The organism is Lysobacter sp. ESA13C (assembly GCF_019970005.1).
GTDB classification, from domain to species: Bacteria; Pseudomonadota; Gammaproteobacteria; order Xanthomonadales; family Xanthomonadaceae; genus Lysobacter; species Lysobacter antibioticus_B.
This window is the reverse complement of record NZ_JAHXYK010000010.1, coordinates 65,380-83,905: the sequence shown is the minus strand read 5'-3', so window position 1 is coordinate 83,905 and position 18,526 is coordinate 65,380. Positions and strand designations below refer to the sequence as shown.

The following is an 18,526-nucleotide window of genomic DNA, read 5'->3' as shown; positions in this document are numbered from 1 at the left end:
TCGCGGAAATGGTCGGGAATCCGACCCCCAGCCCCGCCCAACCTGCGCCGCATCGGCCTGGTGTGGCAGCCAGATACCCGAATCAGCCCGCGCCGCCGCGCGAACAACGGGCCCGCAAGGACACCCCGGAACGGCACTGCAGACCACATCGCAACCAATCCGGAGCCTCTTATGAGCAACCAAATCACCGAAGCATTCGTCCAGCAGTTCGGGACGACCTTCAACCAAGTCGCGCAGCAGATGCAGTCGCGCTTGCGCAGCACGGTTCGCGTCGAGTCCGGCATCGTCGGCGAGTCCAAGTCGGTCAACCGCCTGGGCAAGCGCAGCATGCAGCGCCGCACGACCCGCCACGGCGACACGCCGCTGAACGAACAGCCGCACAGCACCCGCTACGTCGACCTGTTCGACTACGAAGACGGCGACATGATCGACTCGCAGGACAAGCTGCGGCTGTTGATCGACCCGACCAGCGACTACCTCAAGGCCATGGTCTCGGCCGCGAACCGCGCGCAGGACCTGGAAATCATCACCTGCCTGGGCGCGGCCGCTCGCTCGAAGACCGGCGGCAACATCGCCCTGCCGGCGTCGCAGAAGATCGCGGTCGGCGGCACCGGCCTGACGAAGGCCAAGATCATCCAGACCAAGAAGATGTTTCGCCAGAACGAGGCGGACGAAGAAAACGGCCAGGAGCTGACCTTCGTCTACAGCGCCCAAATGATGTCGGACGTCCTGTCCGATACCACGCTGACCTCGGCGGACTTCCTCGCGGTGCAGATGCTCCAGGAGGGCACGCTCAAAGGTAAGTGGATGGGCTTCAACTGGGTCCCGTCCGAGTTGCTGCCGAAGATCTCGACCACCCGCTACGGCTACGCCTACGCGAAGACCGGCGTCGTATTCGGCATCGGCCAGGAGATCGTCACTCAGGTCGGCATCGACCCGGGCAAGTCGTTCAACGCCCGCGTCTACATCAAGGAATCCATCGGCGCGGTCCGCGTCGAGGAAGAGAAGGTCGTCGAAGTCGCCTGCAACGAACCGTAACCGCTCAGTGCCCGGGAAACCGGGCGCTGTCTTCGCCAATAGCCCCAGGAGGGCAAGACCATGGCAGTAGTCAACACCAAGGCGACCGCGGTTACGAATGCCGACGCCGCGCCGAGCCAGTCCTTTTCGTCCACCAAGATCGCGGGCGGCCGCATCAAGGAAGCCGTCGGCTTCGTCGCCGCCCTCAACGGCGACAGCATCGCCTCGACGTATCGCTTCGCCCGAGTGCATTCGAGCTGGCGCCCGTCTCGTGTGCTGCTGTCGAGCGATGCGATCACCAGCGGTGCCGCCGACATCGGCATCTGCGAAACCGCAGCCAACGGCGGCGCTGCCGTCGACGCCGACCTGTTCGCCTCGGCTGCCTCGATCGCCGCAGCCCAGGTCAACGTCGACGTCACCCACGAGTCCGGCGTCATCACCCTGGTCAAGGTCGAGCAACCGCTGTGGCAGCTCCTCGGCCTGACCAGCGACCCGGGCAAGTGGTACGACCTGACCGCGACTCTCACCGCGGCCACCACTGCCGCCGGCACCGTCGCGCTCAAGTTCCAGTACCTCGACGGCAACTGATGCGTGAGCGCCGCGGTCTGCTGCTCACGCGGGAACAACTCCGGGGGCCGAGTGCCCCCGGTTTCCTATTGAGGGCGCCCGATGTCTACGGCGGTACAAATCTGCTCCAACGCACTGCTGATGCTCGGCGACAAGCCGATCAACTCGCTCTCGGAGGATCCGAATCAGGCTACATCGGACCGCGAACTGGCGGCGGCGAACTTGTATCCGCAGGTGAGGAACGCGACCTTGCGCGCGCACCCTTGGAACTGCGCGACGAAGCGGGTCGTTCTGTCCCCCGATAGCCAAACCCCAGCGTTCGACTGGGCCTATCAATTCCTGCTCCCTGGCGACTGGCTGCGTACGCTCGGCGTAAGCGAAGGCGGCTGTCGAATCGACTTCCGAGCTGAGTCCGGCCGCATCCTGGCCGACTCGTCGTCGCTCGAACTGCTCTACATCTACCGCAACGAGAACCCGGCGACCTGGGATTCGCTGCTCGTCGATGCGGTGACGACCGCCATGGCCGCGCGCCTGGCTATTCCAGTCACCAACGACCGCGCCAAGAAGGTCGAAATGGAGGGCGCGCTGCTGCGGCTCCTCCAGCAGGCACGCGGCGTCGACGGCCAGGATTCGCCCCCCGAGGAGTTCGGCGACTCTCCGTTCCTGCTGGCCCGCTTCTAATGGCCAAGGTCAATCTCATCCAGACCAACTTCACCGCCGGCGAGCTATCGCCGCGCATGGTGGGTCGTGTCGAGGTGGTGCGCTACAACAACGGTGCGAAGAAGCTGCGCAACTGCATGGTGTTCGTGCACGGCGGCGCGGTTCGCCGGCCGGGCCTGATGTTCGCCGGACTGGTGCGGGACAGCGACTTTCGCTCCCGCCTGATCCCGTACATCTTCAGCGTCACCCAGGCCTACCAGTTGGAGTTCAGCAACGGTGCGATCCGCGTGTGGACGGCCGCTGGCCTGCGCATCGAGAGCAGCCCGGGCGTCCCGCTGGAGATCGGCGTGCCCTACAACGACGCCCAGATTCACGAGATTGACTTCGTCCAGCGCGGCGACACGATGTTCCTGTTCCACCCGGAATGGCCCATCTACCGCGTTCAGCGCTTTGCCGACGACGACTGGCGCGTGCACCCTGCGCCGTTCACGACCGAACCGTTCGACGAGGTCGGGGACCGCTTCACCACCACGCTCACGCTGTCGGCGACCACGGTGGGCGCCGGCCGGACCTTCACTGCCGCCGTGCCCGTCTTCGTCGCAGCGGACGTCGGCCGCGACATTGAGGCCGGCGGCGGCATCGCCACGATCACCGGCTTCACCAGCTCGACCGTGGTGGTCGGCACGATCACCTATCCGTTCCGCTCGACCGTTGTGCCTTCGTTCGAATGGCTGATCACCGGCAGTCCGCAGTCGACGGTGACGCCGTCGGCGGACGGCCCGGTGGGCACGATCATCACCCTGACCGCGGACATCGATACCTGGCGCGGCACAGACCCTGGCAAGCATGTCGTCATCGACGGCGGCCTCGTGCGCATCACCGGCGTCACGAACGCCTTGGTAGCGAACGCGGAGGTCCGCACGAAGCTGGGCTCGGCGGTGGCGGCTATCCCGAATTCCTGGGCGCTGTGCCGCAGCATGTGGGGGTCCGAGTTCGGCTACCCGCGCACCGGCGCAATCATCCAGCAGCGGCTCTGGGCGGCGGGTTCGCCTGGGTTCCCCCAATCGGCTTGGATGTCGCGGCTCGCGGACTACTACGACTTCGAGATCGGCACCGAGGCCGACAGCGCCTTCGAGACCCGGGTCGACTCCGACCAGGCCAACCCAATCCGGCACCTCGCCGCGATCCGCAAGCTCATCGTCCTGAGCTATGGCGCCGAGTTTACGATCGGCGCGGCCGGCGACGGCGGTATCAAGCCGGGCAACATCGACGCGGACCCGCAGACGGCGTTCGGCTGCAACGAGGCGGCGCCGGTGCGCGCGGGCAGCGAGCTGCTGTTTGCCAACCAGTCCGGCCGCAAGATCCGGGCGCTGTCGCCGGACCGCTTCAACACCGACCAGTTCGCGTCCCCGGACATCGCGGTACTCGCCGAGCACATCACCGAAAGCGGCGTGGTCGACATGGACCACCAGGCGGACCCGGAGAGCTTCGTGTTCGCGGTCCTGGCCAACGGCCAGTTCGCGGTCTGCACCCTCGACCGCGACAACGACGTCGTTGCCTGGACGAGCCACGACACCGACGGCTTCATCGAGTCCGTCTCGGTCATCCCCTACAACAAGACGCAGGTCGTCTGGGCCACGGTGAAGCGCATCATCGACGGTGCCGAGCAGCGCAGCGTCGAGATCTTCACCTGGGACCTGTACATGGACTGCGCGCTGCGGGTGACCGACCCGACGCCGTTCGACACCCTGTCGGGGCTGGATCACCTGGAGGGCAAGACGGTCGTCGTGCGGGCCGATGGGATCACCCAGGCCGACAAGGTTGTGGTCGGTGGCTCGATCTCCCTCGGCCGAGACGCCAACAGCGTCGACGTCGGCCTGCCGTTCGTGCCCGAGGTCGAGCTGATGACCCCCGAGGTGGCGTCGCCGTCGGGCAGCTCGCAGGGCCTGCAGATGCGCACCAACAAGGTGACCCTGCTGGTCAGCGAGACCATCGGCGCCCGGGTCAATGGCCGCGATGTCCCGTTCCGCAACTACGGCGCGAACGTCCTCGATGTCCCGCCGGAGCCGTACACCGGCCCGAAGGGCGTCGAGTTGCTGGGCTGGGAGCGGGGCACGTCCGACATCACGATCACCCAGCCGCGGCCGGAGCCGTTCCATCTGCTCGCGGTCATCCGCGAGTTCGAGGCCAACCTGTGAGCGCGCTGACCTTCCACCCGCCGACGCCGGCGCGCCTGGATTACATCGCCGAACGCCTGCGTGCGGCCGACCGCGTCGAGCTTGCCGTTACCGCGCCGGGCCGCGCTGTTGCCGAGGTGCTGCACGACAGCGTGCTGTCTTCGCGCTGGTCCATCGTTGCCGAGGTCGACGGCGTCGCCTCGATCGCTTACGGCGTGGCGCCGACGGCCGACCCGCTGATCGGCTCGCCCTGGCTGCTGGCCACCGACGACCTGCGCAAGGTCCGCCGCGAGTTCATCGAACGCTGCCGCGGCGAGGTCCGCCTGATGCAGCAAAAGTTCCTGGTGCTGACCAACGAGGTCCACCGCGACAACGCGCTCTCGATCCGCTGGCTCGAATGGCTCGGCTTCACCATCGACCGGGCGCGCCCGGTGGGCCCCAACGGGGAAATGTTCGTGTTTTGGAAGGGGAATGCCCGCCATGTGTGAGCCGACCACAATTGCCCTGGCCGTCACCGCGGTCGTGGGCGCCTACAGCGCCTACACCGCGTACGAGGGCGGGAAGAACCAGGCGAAGATCGCCGACTACCAGGCGGCGCAGACCGAGGCCGATGCGAAGGCCGAGGCCGGCGCGGCGCAGGTCGAATCCGACCGCATCCGCAAGCGCGGCCGGCAAGCGGCAGCGGAGGCCAACGTAGCCATCGCGGCCAGCGGCCAGCAGCTTGGCTCGGCCGGCTCCCTCGCGATCAATCGCGAGATCTACCGCGGCGCCGAAGAGGACGCGTACTTCGCCCTGATCGGCGGCCGCGACCGCGCCACGCGTCTTAACGCGCAGGGCCAGCTCACGCGCGAGGGCGGGAAGATGGCAAAGAGCGCGGGCAAGAGCAGCGCCTTCGCCCAGCTCCTGCAGACCGGCGCATCGACCTATTCCGGCTGGAAGCGCGCCGGCAGCCCCACGCCGCAGACTCGTTTCGGCCCCGGCACCATCTGAGGACCCACCATGGCGCGCATCCCGCATATCGGCGGCACGCAATCGACGTTCGGCCAGCGCGGGCCGGATCGGCCCAGCCAGTTCAACCCGAGCGTGCCGAACCCCGGCATGGGCGTGGCCGGCCTGCAGCAGGTCGCCGGCACCATCGGCCAGATCGCGCAGCAGCAGTTGGATGACAACGAGGCCCTGGCCCGCGCCAAGGCCTCGAATGCGTTGCTGGACCACGAACTGCAGGTGAAGCAGCGCGCCGAGGACCTCCAACAGCGCATCAGCAGCGGTGACCTGGATTGGCGGCAGGCCGAGGTCGAGGCGAAGACCGCGTTCGACGAGATCGAGACGCCCAAGATTGCCGGCCTCGGCCCGGCCGACGTCGAGCGTATGCAGGGCGGGTTCACCCGCAATAAGGCCGGTGGCGCGTCCGCCATCCGCAACGTTGCCGAGAGCGCGCGCCGAACCGAGTTCCGCGGCCAGTTCGATACCGCTCTCGACTCTCTGGGCAAGCTGGCCGGCGCGACCGGGGCCGACATCGAGAAGATCAACGCCCAGGCCGAGGCGTTCGCGCCGATCGCGCGTCAGGCGGGTGTCGAGAGCAGCGCCGTGCAGGCGAAGATCCAGGCCTTCAAGGACCGCAACTGGACGAACCAGGCCATCGGGCGTGCCATCGGCGCGCGCGACAGCATGGAGGCGCTGGCCCAACTCAAGCACGACCTCACCGCCGAGGACGGGTACTACACAGGCAAGCTCGACACCGACAAGCGCAACGCGATCCTGTCGCAGGTCGACACCTCGATGACGCGGATCGAGGCGAAGGCCCAGCACCAGGCCGACCGTCGTGACGCGATAGCTCTGCGCGCGGTGACCCAGTTCCAGGCCCAGGCCTCCTCGGGCGTGCAGGCGCCGCTCGAAACTATGGCGCAGTGGGCTGAGGCGGTGAAGGGCACGCAGTACGAGGCCGAGTTCCAGGACATGCTCAAGGGCGAGGCCGAGGTGCAGGCAGTGCTCAACCAGCCACCGACCGCCCAGCGCGCCTACCTGCAGCAGCTCGAGGTGCGCCAGCGCCAGCAGGGCGCGACCATGGCCCAGCAGGGCAACCTCAAGCGCCTGACCACCGCGGTCGAGACCAATCTGCGGCAGCTCAAGGACTCGCCCTTGGAGTTCTTCGCCAACCGCACCGGGCAGGCCGTACCGCAGCTCGACATCCAGGCCCTCGCCAGCGGCGACGCGCAGGCGCTGCGCACGCAGATCGCCGAGCGCATGACGACGCTCGCGGCAGTGCGCAAGCAGTTCGGCCCGGAGACCGGCAACGCGCCGTTGCTCCCGGCGGAGGCCGCCTCGCTGTCGGCCTGGCTGACCAAGGCCACGCCGGTGATGGCGACGCGCCTGTTCGGCACGCTGTCCCAGGCCATCGCCGACCCGGCTGCCTACAGCGCGGCGATGCAGCAGATCGCGCCGGACTCGCCGGTGCGGGCCTTTGCCGGCATGGTCTACGCCGAGCAGCGGTCGACCACGCTGGAGCCGGGCGGCATCTTCAGCGGCGCCGTCAAAGCCAGCAGCGGCGACATCGCCCAGACCCTGCTCGAAGGTGAGGCGCTGCTCAACAAGTCCAAGGGCGATAAGGCAGCGGATGGGAAGGGGGCTGCGTTCCCGATGCCGACGCCGAAGGACATGGCCGCCGAGTTCGAGGTCGCCGTCGGCGCTGCGTTCCGGGGCCGGCCTGGCGCCGCCGACGCGGCATCGCAGGCGGTCCGCGCCTACTACGCTGGCAAGGCGGCGAAGGACGGAGACCTGTCCGGCGAGCTGGACTCGAAGCGCATGCGCGAGGCGGTCCGCGCGGTGCTTGGCGAACCGGTCGACGTGAACGGCGCCGACGTGTTCGCCCCCTGGGGGATGGACGAGGACACCTTCGTCGACAAGCTGGAGCTGTCCTGGGCCGAGACCGCGAAGGCACTGCCGGCCGGTGCGTCTACCGACTTCGACGACTACACCCTGATGCAGCGCGGCAACAACGCCTACTACCTCGTCGGCGCCGGCGGCCAGTTCCTCACCGGCAAAGACGGCCAGCCGCTCCAGCTGAAGGTCTCGAAATGAGCGGGATCTTCGACCTCGACACCGAGGGCGCGCAGGCACTCGACGAGCAGGCCCGGCTCAATCCGTTCGACCCGTCGAAGCTGCCGCCGACCGCATGGGCGGGCTCGGCCGAGGCGGTCAAAGGTCTGCTGAGGCCGTCAGCTGGCGCCGGCCGCGCGCTACTCATGGCCGCTGCACCGTTCGCCCAGGCTGTCGACGAAGCGTCGCAGATCGGCTCGGACATCGCCGACGTGGCCGAGGTGTTCCGCAACCCATTCCATCGGCCGAGCGCGACCGCGCCGACGACCGCCGCCCAGGACGCCTACTTCAGCAACGTGGTCGACGACGTCGGCTCGAACGCGGTCGACGCTTGGACGGCCGACGCGCAGACGATGGGCACCGCGGCGAAAGCGCTGAACATGGGCACGAGCGTCGCTGGCGCGATCCCCCAGATGATCGGCATGCCGTCGGTGTTCCTCGGCTCCTCGGCGCTCGATCCCTCCACCGACCTGGTCCGCCAAGGCGTCGACGCGGAAACGGCCGCCGCGGTCGGCGGGGTGAACTTCGCTGTGAATGCCATCGGCATGCGCATCCCGGCGGCGTTCGGATCGACGCTGACTGCCCGGGTGTTGAGCGGCGGCGGCGCGAACCTCGCTATGGGCGCCGCCGCCGACAAAGCCTCATCCGAGGTACTGGAAGCCGGCGGCTACGAGCAGGCTTCGAAGTCCTTCGACGTGGCCGACCCGTATGCCCGTGGCCTGGACCTGCTGATGGGGGCGGCCTTCGGGTGGAAGGCCCACATCGACGCGCCGAAGGTTCTATCACCCAGTCAGCGCGACGCGGTACTGGTCGCGAACAACCAGGACCACCAGGCCCGGCGCAGCTTGCCGGGTCAGCCCGTTTCGGCCGGTGTTGAGCGCGCGCACCGAAATGCCCTCGATGAGGCGATGGCACAGGTCCTCGCCGGCGACCGGGTCGATGTCTCGGCTCAGATTCGTGCGGAGGACTTCACGCTTCGCCCTGAGTTCGCCGCGCAGCTCACCGGCGCTACAACGGGAGCGGTCGCGGCTAGTGCCGCTCCTGGCGCTTCCTACGTCGATTACCGCCGCGCGCTCGAATCCGGCGGGAACCCGAACGCGCGCAACCCGGAGAGCAGCGCGACCGGCGCGGACCAGTTCACCTCCGACACCTGGCGCAAGACGGTGGCCAAGGCTAAGCCGGCGTGGGCCGAGGGGCTGACGGATGAGCAACTGCTCGCCGCGCGGATCGACCCGGCCAAGTCGGGCGAAATGGCGCTGGCCTTGGACGCAGAGAACACCGCCGCGCTCAAGGCGGCCGGGCAAGAGGTCACCCATCACACCCTCTACGCCGCGCACCACTTCGGCGCGAGCAAAGGTGTGAAGTTCGCCAAGGCCGCCGGCGACACCGCGATGGCCGACATCCTGACTGCCCAGCAGTTGAAGGCGAACGAGTACCTGCGCGGCAAGACCAAGGCGGAAGCGATCGCCAGTTGGGACGAGCGCGCGCGCAAGGCCGGCGTCGAGGTGGCTGAAGTGCCGCGCGCCGCCGATCCGATGGTCGCGGACCAGCCGCTGCCCGAGTTGCCGCCGCTGACCGCGCTGGAGGCAAGCCAGATCGTCGACACGCGCCTGGCCGCGCTGGACGAACGCGCCGGCACCGGCCGCCTCAGCCGCGAGGAGTTCGCCGCGCTGCGTGAGGAAGATGCCGACCTGGTCGCGGTGCTCCGCGATCAGGAGCAGCAGCAGGCCACCGGCACTCTGCCGGCGCCGGGCTCGCGCCTGACGCAGGCCGAAATCAAGTTCGTCGACCAGCGCCGCGCCGAGATCAAGCTGGCGCTCGAAGGCGACCGCGCCGCCGCCGGCTATCAGCGCGCCGCCGAGAACCTGCGTGGCCGCCTGGAGAAGCTACCCGACCGGGATGCGGCCTTCATCGACTTCGCCCGCAGCCTGCGCGAGCCGGTGTCCCAGCCGCGCGCCAGCCGTGGCCGCGGGGCCGATGCCCGGACCATCGAGCGCGCGCGCGCGACCCTGGACAAGCTGGACGCAGAGCCAGGCCGGGCGGCGGACGTCGGCGGTCTGCAGGTCGAGCGGGTACCCGAGGGCTACCGGGTGGCCGACACCCGCAGCGCCGCCAAGATCCCCGAAGGCAGCGCCCCGGTCGCCGCGCGCAGCGGCCAGGTTATGGACCGCGCCGGCGTCGAGTCGCTGCTACAGGACGTGATGGCCGACCGTTCGTCGACGACGGCCGAGAGTTCGCTGCAATCCGCCTACGAGGTCGCGGCCGAGGCGCCGAACGCCGCGGTGCTGGACGGCTTCGACGCCGATGGCAACCCGCGCTACCGCCCGATGTCCGAGGTGCTGGCCGAGATCGAGGCCGAGCGACAGAAGGCCGCCAACGATGCCGAGGCCTTCCCAGCTGCGGTCAACTGTTTCCTGCGGAGGGGCGGCGATGCGGCCTGAGTGCGTTCTCGAAGTAGCCGCGGCCATTGGCCGCACCCCCACGAAGGCCGAGGTCGAGCAGTTCGAGGGCGGCCTGTTGTCACAGATGCGCGAGCTGGCGCGGAGCGACCGCGCTCAGTGGCAGGCGATGACTGGGCAGCAGCGCCTTCAGGCCGCCGCCGAAATGGCCCAGCGCGCCGCGCTCGAAGCCGCCGACAAGCAGGCCCAGCGCCGCGCGTCGAACCTGCTGGCCCAGGTCCGAGAAACCGACCGGATGTCGGCGCGCGCGAAGACCCTGGCCGCCCGCGGCGTGAAGAATCCCCACCATGCCGCGCTGTTCGAGCGCTTTCGCCAGATCGACGACTACGTCGCCGGCGTGCGCAACGAGGCCCTGTCGAACCTGATCGACGCGGTTCATGCGGTATCGCCGAAGTTCCTCGGCCTGATCGACGACCCAGCTGCGGTGCGCAGTTTCGCGCGCGCGGTGATGGACGGCGTCGCCGATACCCCGGAAATGGGCAAGGCCGCCAAGGCCTACACCGACGCCCTCGAAGGAATGCGCGAACGTAGCAACGCCGCCGGTACCGACATCGGCAAACTCGACTACGGCTATCTGCCGCAGCCGCACGACGTCGGGCGCGTGGCGCGCGCTGGCGCCGAGACCTGGGCGCGCGAGATCCTGCCGCGCCTGGACCGCGACCGTTACGTGTCCGCCGACGGCAACCTCATGGGCGACGACGAACTGCTCGACGTCCTGCGCGGGGCTTGGGAATCGATCGCCACGGAAGGCCGCAACCAGATGGTGCCGGGCAAGTCCGGCGGCGGCTCGCGCGCCTCTGCGCACGACGACAAGCACCGCGCGATTCACTTCAAGGACGCCGACAGCTACCTCGACTACCTCGGCCAGTACGGCCGCGGCTCGATGATGTCGGCGATCCATGGCCACGTCGGCCAGATGGCGAAGTCCATCGGCCTCATGGAGGAATTCGGCGCCAACCCGAACAGCACGTATCGGCTACTCAAAGACACGGCGCAGAAGCTGGACGACGCAGCCGGCGTGCACGAGCAGTTCGCAACGACCGACATGGTCTGGGACACGCTCAATGGGACGACCGCGCAGCCGGTGAGCGCCGGCCTGGCCCAGTTCTTCCAGGGCGTGCGCAACTTCACCACGGCGGCCAAGCTGCAAGGCGTCATGCTCTCGGCAATCACCGACGTGCCGCTTCAGTGGATCGTCGCGAAATCGTCCGGTGTGCCGCTCGGCAAGGCCTTGGCCAGCCCATTCTCCGGTCTCGGCGGGAAGAAGCAGGCGATCGCACACGAGCTTGCCCTCGGTGTCGACGAGATTGCCGGCGAAATGGCGCGTTGGCACCAGGACAATCTCGCCCAGGGCTGGACCGCGAAGCTCGCGAACACCACGATGCGCTTGACCCTCGTCGAGGGCTGGACGAACTCGTTGCGCCGCGGTTTCTCGCTGACGCTGTCCGGCTCTCTGGAACGCCAGCGGCACACAGCTTGGTCTGCGCTCGACGAGGCCAGCAAGCGCCGGTTCGAGGCTGCTGGCGTTACCGAAGGCGACTGGATGATCTGGCAGAAGGCTGCCGCGACCGACGTTGGCGAGTCGAAGCTGCTGACGAAGGACGGCATCCGCAGCGTCGCCGATGTCTCCGAAGCCGACCGGAATCGAGCCACCGCCCGTCTGCTCGGCTACATCGATCAGGAAGCGCGTACCGCGGTCCTTGCGCCGGACGTCATGACCCGGGCCATGGTGCAGCAGGGCACGCGCGCCGGCACCTGGGGCGGCGAGGTGCTGCGCTCGGTGATGCTGTTCAAGTCGTTCCCGCTGAGCATCGTGTTCAAGCACCTGCGCCGCCTGGAGAACATCCCGACCACGCAGGGCAAGACGGCCTACAGCGTGAGCATGCTGACCGCGCTGACCGCCTTCGGCGCGATCGCAATGTCGCTGAAGGACCTGGCCGCCGGCAAGGATCCGCGTGATCCGACAACCTCGAAGTTCTGGACCGCGGCATTCCTGCAGGGCGGCGGCGCCGGTATCTTCGGCGACATCCTTTACACCGGCATGGGTGGCAACGCGCGCGGCGGGCAAGCCAACTGGACAAGCCTGGCCGGGCCGGTTTTCGGCACCGCGATGGACTTCGCCGACCTGACGCTCGGCAACGCGTACCGGGCGGCAGAAGGGAAGAAGACCGACGTCGGCGCCGATGCAGTGCGCTTCGCGCGCGGCAACACGCCCCTGGTCAACCTCTGGTACCTACGCGCCGCGGTCGACCACATGGTTTTGCACGACCTGCAGGAGCAGGTGAGCCCCGGCTACTTGCGGCGGATGCGAAAGCGCTCGCGCAAGGAGTGGGGGCAGGATTTCTGGTGGGCGCCGGGCGAGACGCTGCCCGATCGAGCGCCCGATGTCGGAAGCGACGGGAGCTGACCATGCGCGATGACCAATACCTACGGATGCAGGCCCTGGAGGAAAAGCTCACCGAGCAGTTCCTCACCGAGGCCGATCCGGTGAACTGGAGCGGCGACGGCGTGCTGCCCAAGCACATGACCCAGGACGAGCGAGGCGACCGTTACTGGTGCAAGAAGAACGCGGTCGCGACGATCAGCCTGACGATCCGCATCGGCTCGCTGCTGGGGATGATCCAGCGCCGCGGCGAGACGACGCCAGCCGACGGCGACCCCGCGGCGGAAGGTGAGGGGTTGCTCGATGCCGAGATCGCCGATGCCGAGCGCGAGGCGAAGAAGATGTTGACCCGACTGAGCCGCCGCGGCGGGGCCAAGGTGCCGTCGCCCGATGAGCCGTAACGTCGATTTCCTGACGTTCTTCCACATGTGGGCGAAGGTCCAGGGCTGGGCAGTGCCCGACCTGCACGGCCGGATTTGCCTCTGGCTGGAGCAGTGCGATGACCCCGAGCGGGTGCTGATGGTATTCCGCGGCGCGGCGAAGTCGACGATCTACGCGGTCTACAAGGCCTGGAAGCTGTTCCGCAACCGGGCGCACCGCTCGCTCGTTTGGTCGGCCGACAATGAGACCGCCGGCATGCTCACCGCGGACACGATCAACGTCCTGCGCAACCACCCTCTGTGCCGCGGCATGCTGCCGCCAAAGCCTGGCGCAAAGCGGTTCTGGGTCGTCGGCAACCGCGACGCTCGCAACTCCAGCATGCGCGCGGTCGGCGTGACTTCGAACGCGACCGGCGCCCGCGCCGACGACGTCGACTTCGACGACATCGAAGTCCCCGGCAACATCGAGACTCCCGAGGCGCGGCTCAAGCTGCGTCAGCGCATTAGCGAGTCCACGCACATCGCGGTGCCTGGCGCGCAGAAGACCATGATCGGCACCCCGCACACCCACGACTCCATCTATCCGGAGCGGATCGCAGCCGGCGCGGCGGTGCTTAAGATCGCCTTGTTCGAGCAGGCGAAGCGCTATACGGACACGAGCAAGAAGCTCCGGTACCCCATCGACTTCGAGCCCGGCCCGGATGGGCTGTACGTTTTCACCGGCATTCACAAGGGCGCGCGGCTGCTGGTCGAGAACGTCGACTACCGGCTTGTCCGTGGCGAGGTCATCTTCGAGCAGCCGCCGGCCGCGGTGATCGACATCTATGCGAACTGCGCCTGGCCGGAGCGATTTGACCGCACCGAGCTGGAGCGCCGCCGCAAGGAGACCCGCACCCTCAACGCCTGGGACTCTCAGTACATGCTCGAAGCCAAGCCCATCGAAGAGGTCCGGCTCGACCCAGAGCGGATCACCCCCTACGACTGCGAGATCGACATTCGCTTCGTCAACAACGTCGTCAGCATGTGGCTCGGCGACGTCAAGATCGTGGCCGCTGCGCTGCGCTGGGACCCGTCCAGTGGGAAGGTCAAATCCGACGTCTCGGCTGCCTGCCTGGTTGTCCAAGACGAGGAGGGGCGCCGCTACGCGCACCGGATGATCAAGCTCACTGGCGAGGTCGCCGAGTTCGACGACAGCGGCAAGAAGATCATCGGCGGCCAGGTCTACCAGCTGTGCGACCTGATCCATCAGTTCCAGGTGCCGCGGGTGACCATCGAGAACAACGGGATCGGTGGATTCGCGCCGGCCGTAATGAAGGCTGCGCTGAAGCAGCGCCGGTTGCAGTGCGGCGTCTCCGAGAAGCCAAGCACTTCGAACAAGAACCGCCGGATGCTGGAGAGCCTCGAACCACTGCTCATGACCCGCGGCATGCTGTGGGCGCACGTCTCCGTGCTCGACGCCGACGACGGCCTTTGGGACCAGATGAAGCAGTGGAACCCGGCTGTATCCGACCACCAGGACGACGACTACATCGACGCCCTCGCCGCGGCCTGCGTGGAAGTGCCCGAGCGCGTCGGCAAACTGGTCGGGAATCCGACCCCGCACCAGCAACAGGATTGGCGCCCATCAGCAGGCGCGTTTGAGGTCACCTTCGAGCGTTGAGCCTGCGCCAACCGGGGGCACCCCATGGCCGGCTTCTACCTCTCCAAGCGCTCGAAGGACAACTTGCAGGGCGTGCACCCGGACCTGGTCAGGGTCGTCGAGCGCGCCATTCAGCTGACCAAGGTCGACTTCGTCGTCACCGAAGGTCTGCGCTCCCTCGCGCGCCAGCGCCAGCTCAAGGACGCGGGAGCCTCGAAGACCCTGCGCAGCCGCCACATCACCGGCCACGCCGTGGACTTGGCCGCGATCGTCGGCAAGGACATTCGCTGGGACTGGCCGCTGTATCCGCAGCTCGCCGCAGCCATGAAGCAGGCCGCCCGTGAACTCGGCGTCCCGCTGGAGTGGGGCGGGGATTGGAAGTCCTTCAAGGACGGTCCGCACTTCCAGTTGCCCTTCGCCGAGTACCCGGGGTGACCGTGCAAGCCGAACAACACGACGGCCAGCTCCGGTTCCGACTTGGGCCGGTTGAGCGAGCGCTGGTAGGCATCGCTGCCGCCGCGCTCGTGTCCGTTGGCTATTGGGCGGCCAGCACGGTTACAGGCCGGTTGGACGACCAGGGCAAAGCGATCGCCGAGCTGTCGAAGCAGCAGGCCGTGACCAACAACAGCCTGACCACGATCAGCGCGCAGCTCGCCAACGTGCCGGCGCTAACCAGCGACGTCGCCGAACTGAAGGTGCGCGTCGACCGCCACGACGAAGACCTGCGCGAGCTGCGCGGGACGAGGGGTCTCAAATGAAGCTGATCGAGAACTGGCGCGAAGGCTGGCGATTCTGGAGCACGTGGGCGTTCGCCCTGCTGGTGGCGGCCCCTGAAGCCTATCCGGCGCTCCAGGCGCTCGGGCTGCTCGAACCCGGCGCGCTGCCGGCGCCGTTCGCCTGGGCTGTGCGCGGCATCGCTGCTGCCGGCTTCGTGGCTCGCTTCATCTGCCAGAACAAGCCGAAGGACAAGTCATGAGCCCGATCACCGTAGCCAAGTGGGGTGGGGCGGCTGGCGTCGTCCTCGCTCTGTTGTTGCTCGGCCGCGGCTGTGGCGTCCGCAGCGCCGAGGCTGCGCACAAGGCCGAACTCGCAACGAAGAACACGGCGCTCACCCAGGCTGGCGATGCGCTCGATCGCTCGCATCGGGCGCTGACCTCGGCGGCATACGCATTGAAAGTCGTCACCGACGAGGCCGACGCCGCCGTCGAGCGCGCTTCCGAGAAGCAGCGCCAAGCCGAATTCGCGAAGGAACGCGCCCTGATGGCCGCTGCGGATTACCGCAAGCGTCTGGGGGTGATCTCGTCCGAGATCGACCGAGCCAAGGCCGACCCGGACTGCAAACGTCTGCTGGAGGCAACGTCATGCGCCGCTATTCAATGATCCTGGTCCTCGGCCTGGCCGGATGCCAGACCTCGCCGCCGTCGGAACCTGTGCTGCCGGCGGTAGTCCGCGTGCCGGTCCCGACGTATGTCGCTGTCCCGGCAGAGCTGACTCGCGACTGCGACGAGGTGGTGAAACAGGGGAACACCTACGGGGAGGCCGTTCGTCTGGCCAATTCCAGAAAGGCCGCGCTCGACGAGTGCACGGCCCGTATGCGCGAGATCCGCGCCCTTCAGCCGCCGGACAAAAAGCCATGACCGTACCTTCCCAGGAACCGATCAACGTCTCGATCGCGAACGGCGTCACCGACGTCTTCCCCTACGATTTCCGCATCCTCGCGGCCGGACACCTCAACGTGCGGGTGGATGGCGTCGAGCGGACGCTCAACGTCCATTACACGGTCGATGGCGTTGGCAATAACAACGGTGGAAACGTGACGTTCCTACCTGGCTTCCGGCCGGCGGCGAGCGCCACGGTCGTGCGCCAGCGCTTGATGCCCTACGAGCGCAGCGACGACTTCCAGTTCTCCGGCGATATTCGCTCGACCGAAGTCAACATCAACTACGACTCGGCGGTGATGCAGATCCAGCAGTTGGCAGCCGCGATCGGGCTGACCATGCGTCTGCCGCCGGAGTCCTACGGCGTGGTCAATCTGGAGCTGCCGGCGTCGGACCCGCTGAAGGTGCTGACCTGGGCCGCGGATGGTTCGCGCATCGAGAACGGCGACCCGGTTGGCGGCGGCGACCTGTTGCTGCGCAGCGACCTGGCCGCGGACGACCCCGGCAAGGGCGCAGACCTGGTGGTGTTCGCTCAGGTAGCTGCCGGCGCGGTGCCCCGATCCCTCGGCGACAAGGTCGCGGAGACCGTGAGCATCCTGGACTTCGGCGGCAGCGACGACGACACGACCGACAACAGCGGGCCCTTCATAGCCGCGAGGGCCGCCGTCGCAGCGAACGGCACCGTTCGGTTCCCAAGGATGGCGGCCGCGGGCATCTACTACTTCGCCAGTGACCCGGATCTGTCCGGCGTCACGATCGATGCGGACCCGTCCGTGTCGTTCCGCGGCCCCTTCGCGCTCTACTCCGGCATCAAGGTCGCGCGCGCGGTGCCGGTCCGCGTGACCACGCAGAACTACAACTACCGGCTGACGCCAGAGAACAGCAAGGACTTCGCCCAGAAGTCGCTCTACCTCGGCGATGGCGACATCGACCACTCGACCACCTCCGAGGTCAACGTCTCGGCCGCTCCGGTGGTGCACGAGAAGGTCAACTTCAAGGTGAGCGACTCCTGGGTCGATGCCTCCGCGGACAAGACCGCGGTCGCCGATCAGGTCGCCTGGAACAGCATCGGCGTCGACGGCGTCATGCGCGCGACGTTCGCCACGATCCGCCCCGGCGACGAGATCACGGTGGCTTTCTCGGCGACGGGAGCATACCGGCGCGCCGCGCTGATCCGCACCACGGCCGGCTACTACTACGTCTACGCGGATGGCGCGGCGGCGGCGCCGCACTTCGGCGGCAAGCTCCTGGCGCAGGCGGCGACCGATTCGGCCTTTACCTACAACGGTTACGACAAGGCCCAGTACTACCCGGAAAACGGCTACTGGACCATTCGCATCATTGACCGGAACCGGTTCTCGGTGCTGTTCAACGGCGTCGAGGTGACCAACGTCCAGACGGTCGCCGGCGAGATCACCGACGCCGGCTTCGGCGTGCAGGGACTGACCGGGAGCTCGACCTATTTCGTCAACGGCTGGACGCGCTGGCGCGACAAGCCGGCAGGCGGGAAGCTCGGGATCACCGCGCTCTTGGTCGGCGACTCGATGACCGCAGACATTCACAGCGGCTGGCCGACGGCGTTCCGCGAGGCGCTGGAGTACAGCTTCGGCATTCGGGTCAACGCCATCACGAACCAGGCCGTCTCGGGCGCCAACTCCACGACCCAGCTTGCGACGCTGACCGCAAACGGTACCCAGGGGGCGTCCCACATCCTGATCTGCATCGGCACGAACGACATTCAGTTCGGCGGATCGGCCGCCACGCTGATCTCGAACATCGACGCGATGCTGACCATCTGCGCGGCCAACTTCGCGACCCCGATCGTATGGATCCCGCCGATCTGGTACAGCCAGGCCGACGCCGGCGGCGACGGCCAGGCCACCGTAGGGGTCGGGCTCGGCGCCGACCACCGGGCCCGGATCATGCGCCTCTGCGCGCTGCGGGGGGTCAAGTGCGTCGACATGCCGCAGTACACCGGCGCAGCCTTGGCCTCCTACCTGGGCTCCAGCGTCCTCGACTCCCTACTGCGCGACAACATCCACCCGACCTCGGCGGGCTACCGCGCGATCGGCTGGACGCTCGCTCGAGCCTTGGCCGGCGCCTACGTCCCCAAGCCCCGCCGTGACCGCGTCCAAACCGCCCTGGTCGCCACCTACGCCAATGGCTGGGCTGCCGGCGCCGAGCCGCCGTACGTGGCCGTGAGCAACGAGGGGACCGTGTCCTTCTCCGGTTACCTGGCGCCCGGCACCCTGACGGACGGGACCACGATCTTGACCCTGCCGAAGCACCTCCGGCCCAACGTGGTCGGCCGCTTCCTGTGCCCGAACAGCAATGCCGCGCCCGCGACGATCAACGTCAACCCCAACGGGACGATGGTCATCTACAACGCTGCGGGCGCGACCTTCGTTGCCCTCGACACGATCCGGTACGAGTCGGGGGGCTGATCTCAGCCACTGAGACCGCCGGCGCTACGATGCCGGGGTGGTCTCC

The 18,526-nt window shown here is 67.9% G+C and carries 17 protein-coding genes; all 17 read left to right on the top strand.

Annotation, left to right across the window (positions count from 1 at the left end; translation table 11 throughout):
* The first annotated feature begins 171 nt into the window (after positions 1–171).
* The 17 genes from LC490_RS18740 (at position 172) to LC490_RS18660 (ending at position 18,480) form a co-directional block, all read left to right on the top strand.
* Entirely contained in the window at positions 172–1,038 is an 867-nt protein-coding gene (locus LC490_RS18740) for a phage capsid protein (protein WP_223621179.1), read from the top strand.
* A 60-nt stretch (positions 1,039–1,098) separates the two neighbouring features.
* Entirely contained in the window at positions 1,099–1,605 is a 507-nt protein-coding gene (locus LC490_RS18735; RefSeq protein WP_223621178.1) for a hypothetical protein, read from the top strand.
* A gap of 81 nt (positions 1,606–1,686) precedes the next feature.
* A complete protein-coding gene (locus LC490_RS18730) occupies positions 1,687–2,265 on the top strand; it encodes a hypothetical protein (protein ID WP_223621177.1) in 579 nt (192 codons plus the stop codon).
* On the top strand, positions 2,265–4,442 hold the full coding sequence (locus LC490_RS18725) for a hypothetical protein (RefSeq protein WP_223621176.1): 2,178 nt from the start codon (positions 2,265–2,267) through the stop codon (positions 4,440–4,442). Before LC490_RS18730 ends, LC490_RS18725 begins: the two co-directional genes overlap by 1 nt.
* On the top strand, positions 4,439–4,909 hold the full coding sequence (locus tag LC490_RS18720; protein WP_223621175.1) for a hypothetical protein: 471 nt from the start codon (positions 4,439–4,441) through the stop codon (positions 4,907–4,909). Before LC490_RS18725 ends, LC490_RS18720 begins: the two co-directional genes overlap by 4 nt.
* On the top strand, positions 4,902–5,411 hold the full coding sequence (locus LC490_RS18715) for a hypothetical protein (protein WP_223621174.1): 510 nt from the start codon (positions 4,902–4,904) through the stop codon (positions 5,409–5,411). The genes LC490_RS18720 and LC490_RS18715 overlap by 8 nt, the downstream gene beginning before the upstream one ends.
* A gap of 9 nt (positions 5,412–5,420) precedes the next feature.
* A complete protein-coding gene (locus LC490_RS18710; protein ID WP_223621173.1) occupies positions 5,421–7,499 on the top strand; it encodes a hypothetical protein in 2,079 nt (692 codons plus the stop codon).
* Positions 7,496–9,958 carry a hypothetical protein gene (locus LC490_RS18705; protein ID WP_223621172.1) on the top strand — a complete coding sequence of 821 codons (2,463 nt, stop codon included), beginning with the start codon at positions 7,496–7,498 and terminating at the stop codon, positions 9,956–9,958. The genes LC490_RS18710 and LC490_RS18705 overlap by 4 nt, the downstream gene beginning before the upstream one ends.
* On the top strand, positions 9,948–12,383 hold the full coding sequence (locus LC490_RS18700; protein WP_223621171.1) for a hypothetical protein: 2,436 nt from the start codon (positions 9,948–9,950) through the stop codon (positions 12,381–12,383). Before LC490_RS18705 ends, LC490_RS18700 begins: the two co-directional genes overlap by 11 nt.
* Before the next feature lie 2 nt (positions 12,384–12,385).
* On the top strand, positions 12,386–12,760 hold the full coding sequence (locus LC490_RS18695) for a hypothetical protein (protein ID WP_223621170.1): 375 nt from the start codon (positions 12,386–12,388) through the stop codon (positions 12,758–12,760).
* Positions 12,750–14,399 carry a phage terminase large subunit gene (gene terL / locus LC490_RS18690; RefSeq protein WP_223621169.1) on the top strand — a complete coding sequence of 550 codons (1,650 nt, stop codon included), beginning with the start codon at positions 12,750–12,752 and terminating at the stop codon, positions 14,397–14,399. Before LC490_RS18695 ends, terL begins: the two co-directional genes overlap by 11 nt.
* Before the next feature lie 24 nt (positions 14,400–14,423).
* Entirely contained in the window at positions 14,424–14,813 is a 390-nt protein-coding gene (locus LC490_RS18685) for a M15 family metallopeptidase (protein ID WP_223621168.1), read from the top strand.
* Positions 14,810–15,136, top strand: a complete 327-nt coding sequence (locus tag LC490_RS18680) for a hypothetical protein (protein WP_223621167.1) — start codon at positions 14,810–14,812, stop codon at positions 15,134–15,136. Before LC490_RS18685 ends, LC490_RS18680 begins: the two co-directional genes overlap by 4 nt.
* Positions 15,133–15,354, top strand: coding sequence for a hypothetical protein (locus LC490_RS18675; protein ID WP_223621166.1), 222 nt, complete (start codon positions 15,133–15,135; stop codon positions 15,352–15,354). The genes LC490_RS18680 and LC490_RS18675 overlap by 4 nt, the downstream gene beginning before the upstream one ends.
* Positions 15,351–15,758 carry a hypothetical protein gene (locus LC490_RS18670; protein WP_223621165.1) on the top strand — a complete coding sequence of 136 codons (408 nt, stop codon included), beginning with the start codon at positions 15,351–15,353 and terminating at the stop codon, positions 15,756–15,758. Before LC490_RS18675 ends, LC490_RS18670 begins: the two co-directional genes overlap by 4 nt.
* Complete coding sequence (locus tag LC490_RS18665) at positions 15,740–16,015, top strand: hypothetical protein (RefSeq protein WP_223621164.1); 276 nt, start codon at positions 15,740–15,742, stop codon at positions 16,013–16,015. Before LC490_RS18670 ends, LC490_RS18665 begins: the two co-directional genes overlap by 19 nt.
* Positions 16,012–18,480 (top strand): SGNH/GDSL hydrolase family protein, encoded by a 2,469-nt coding sequence (locus tag LC490_RS18660; RefSeq protein WP_223621163.1) that lies wholly within the window; start codon positions 16,012–16,014, stop codon positions 18,478–18,480. Before LC490_RS18665 ends, LC490_RS18660 begins: the two co-directional genes overlap by 4 nt.
* The last annotated feature ends 46 nt before the right edge of the window (positions 18,481–18,526 follow it).

Coding starts and splice junctions, on each gene's coding strand:
- LC490_RS18740 (WP_223621179.1), top strand. CDS start 172: ATGAGCAACCAAATCACCGAAGCATTCGTCCAGCAGTTCGGGACGACC.
- LC490_RS18735 (WP_223621178.1), top strand. CDS start 1,099: ATGGCAGTAGTCAACACCAAGGCGACCGCGGTTACGAATGCCGACGCC.
- LC490_RS18730 (WP_223621177.1), top strand. CDS start 1,687: ATGTCTACGGCGGTACAAATCTGCTCCAACGCACTGCTGATGCTCGGC.
- LC490_RS18725 (WP_223621176.1), top strand. CDS start 2,265: ATGGCCAAGGTCAATCTCATCCAGACCAACTTCACCGCCGGCGAGCTA.
- LC490_RS18715 (WP_223621174.1), top strand. CDS start 4,902: ATGTGTGAGCCGACCACAATTGCCCTGGCCGTCACCGCGGTCGTGGGC.
- LC490_RS18710 (WP_223621173.1), top strand. CDS start 5,421: ATGGCGCGCATCCCGCATATCGGCGGCACGCAATCGACGTTCGGCCAG.
- LC490_RS18705 (WP_223621172.1), top strand. CDS start 7,496: ATGAGCGGGATCTTCGACCTCGACACCGAGGGCGCGCAGGCACTCGAC.
- LC490_RS18700 (WP_223621171.1), top strand. CDS start 9,948: ATGCGGCCTGAGTGCGTTCTCGAAGTAGCCGCGGCCATTGGCCGCACC.
- LC490_RS18695 (WP_223621170.1), top strand. CDS start 12,386: ATGCGCGATGACCAATACCTACGGATGCAGGCCCTGGAGGAAAAGCTC.
- terL (WP_223621169.1), top strand. CDS start 12,750: ATGAGCCGTAACGTCGATTTCCTGACGTTCTTCCACATGTGGGCGAAG.
- LC490_RS18685 (WP_223621168.1), top strand. CDS start 14,424: ATGGCCGGCTTCTACCTCTCCAAGCGCTCGAAGGACAACTTGCAGGGC.
- LC490_RS18675 (WP_223621166.1), top strand. CDS start 15,133: ATGAAGCTGATCGAGAACTGGCGCGAAGGCTGGCGATTCTGGAGCACG.
- LC490_RS18670 (WP_223621165.1), top strand. CDS start 15,351: ATGAGCCCGATCACCGTAGCCAAGTGGGGTGGGGCGGCTGGCGTCGTC.
- LC490_RS18665 (WP_223621164.1), top strand. CDS start 15,740: ATGCGCCGCTATTCAATGATCCTGGTCCTCGGCCTGGCCGGATGCCAG.
- LC490_RS18660 (WP_223621163.1), top strand. CDS start 16,012: ATGACCGTACCTTCCCAGGAACCGATCAACGTCTCGATCGCGAACGGC.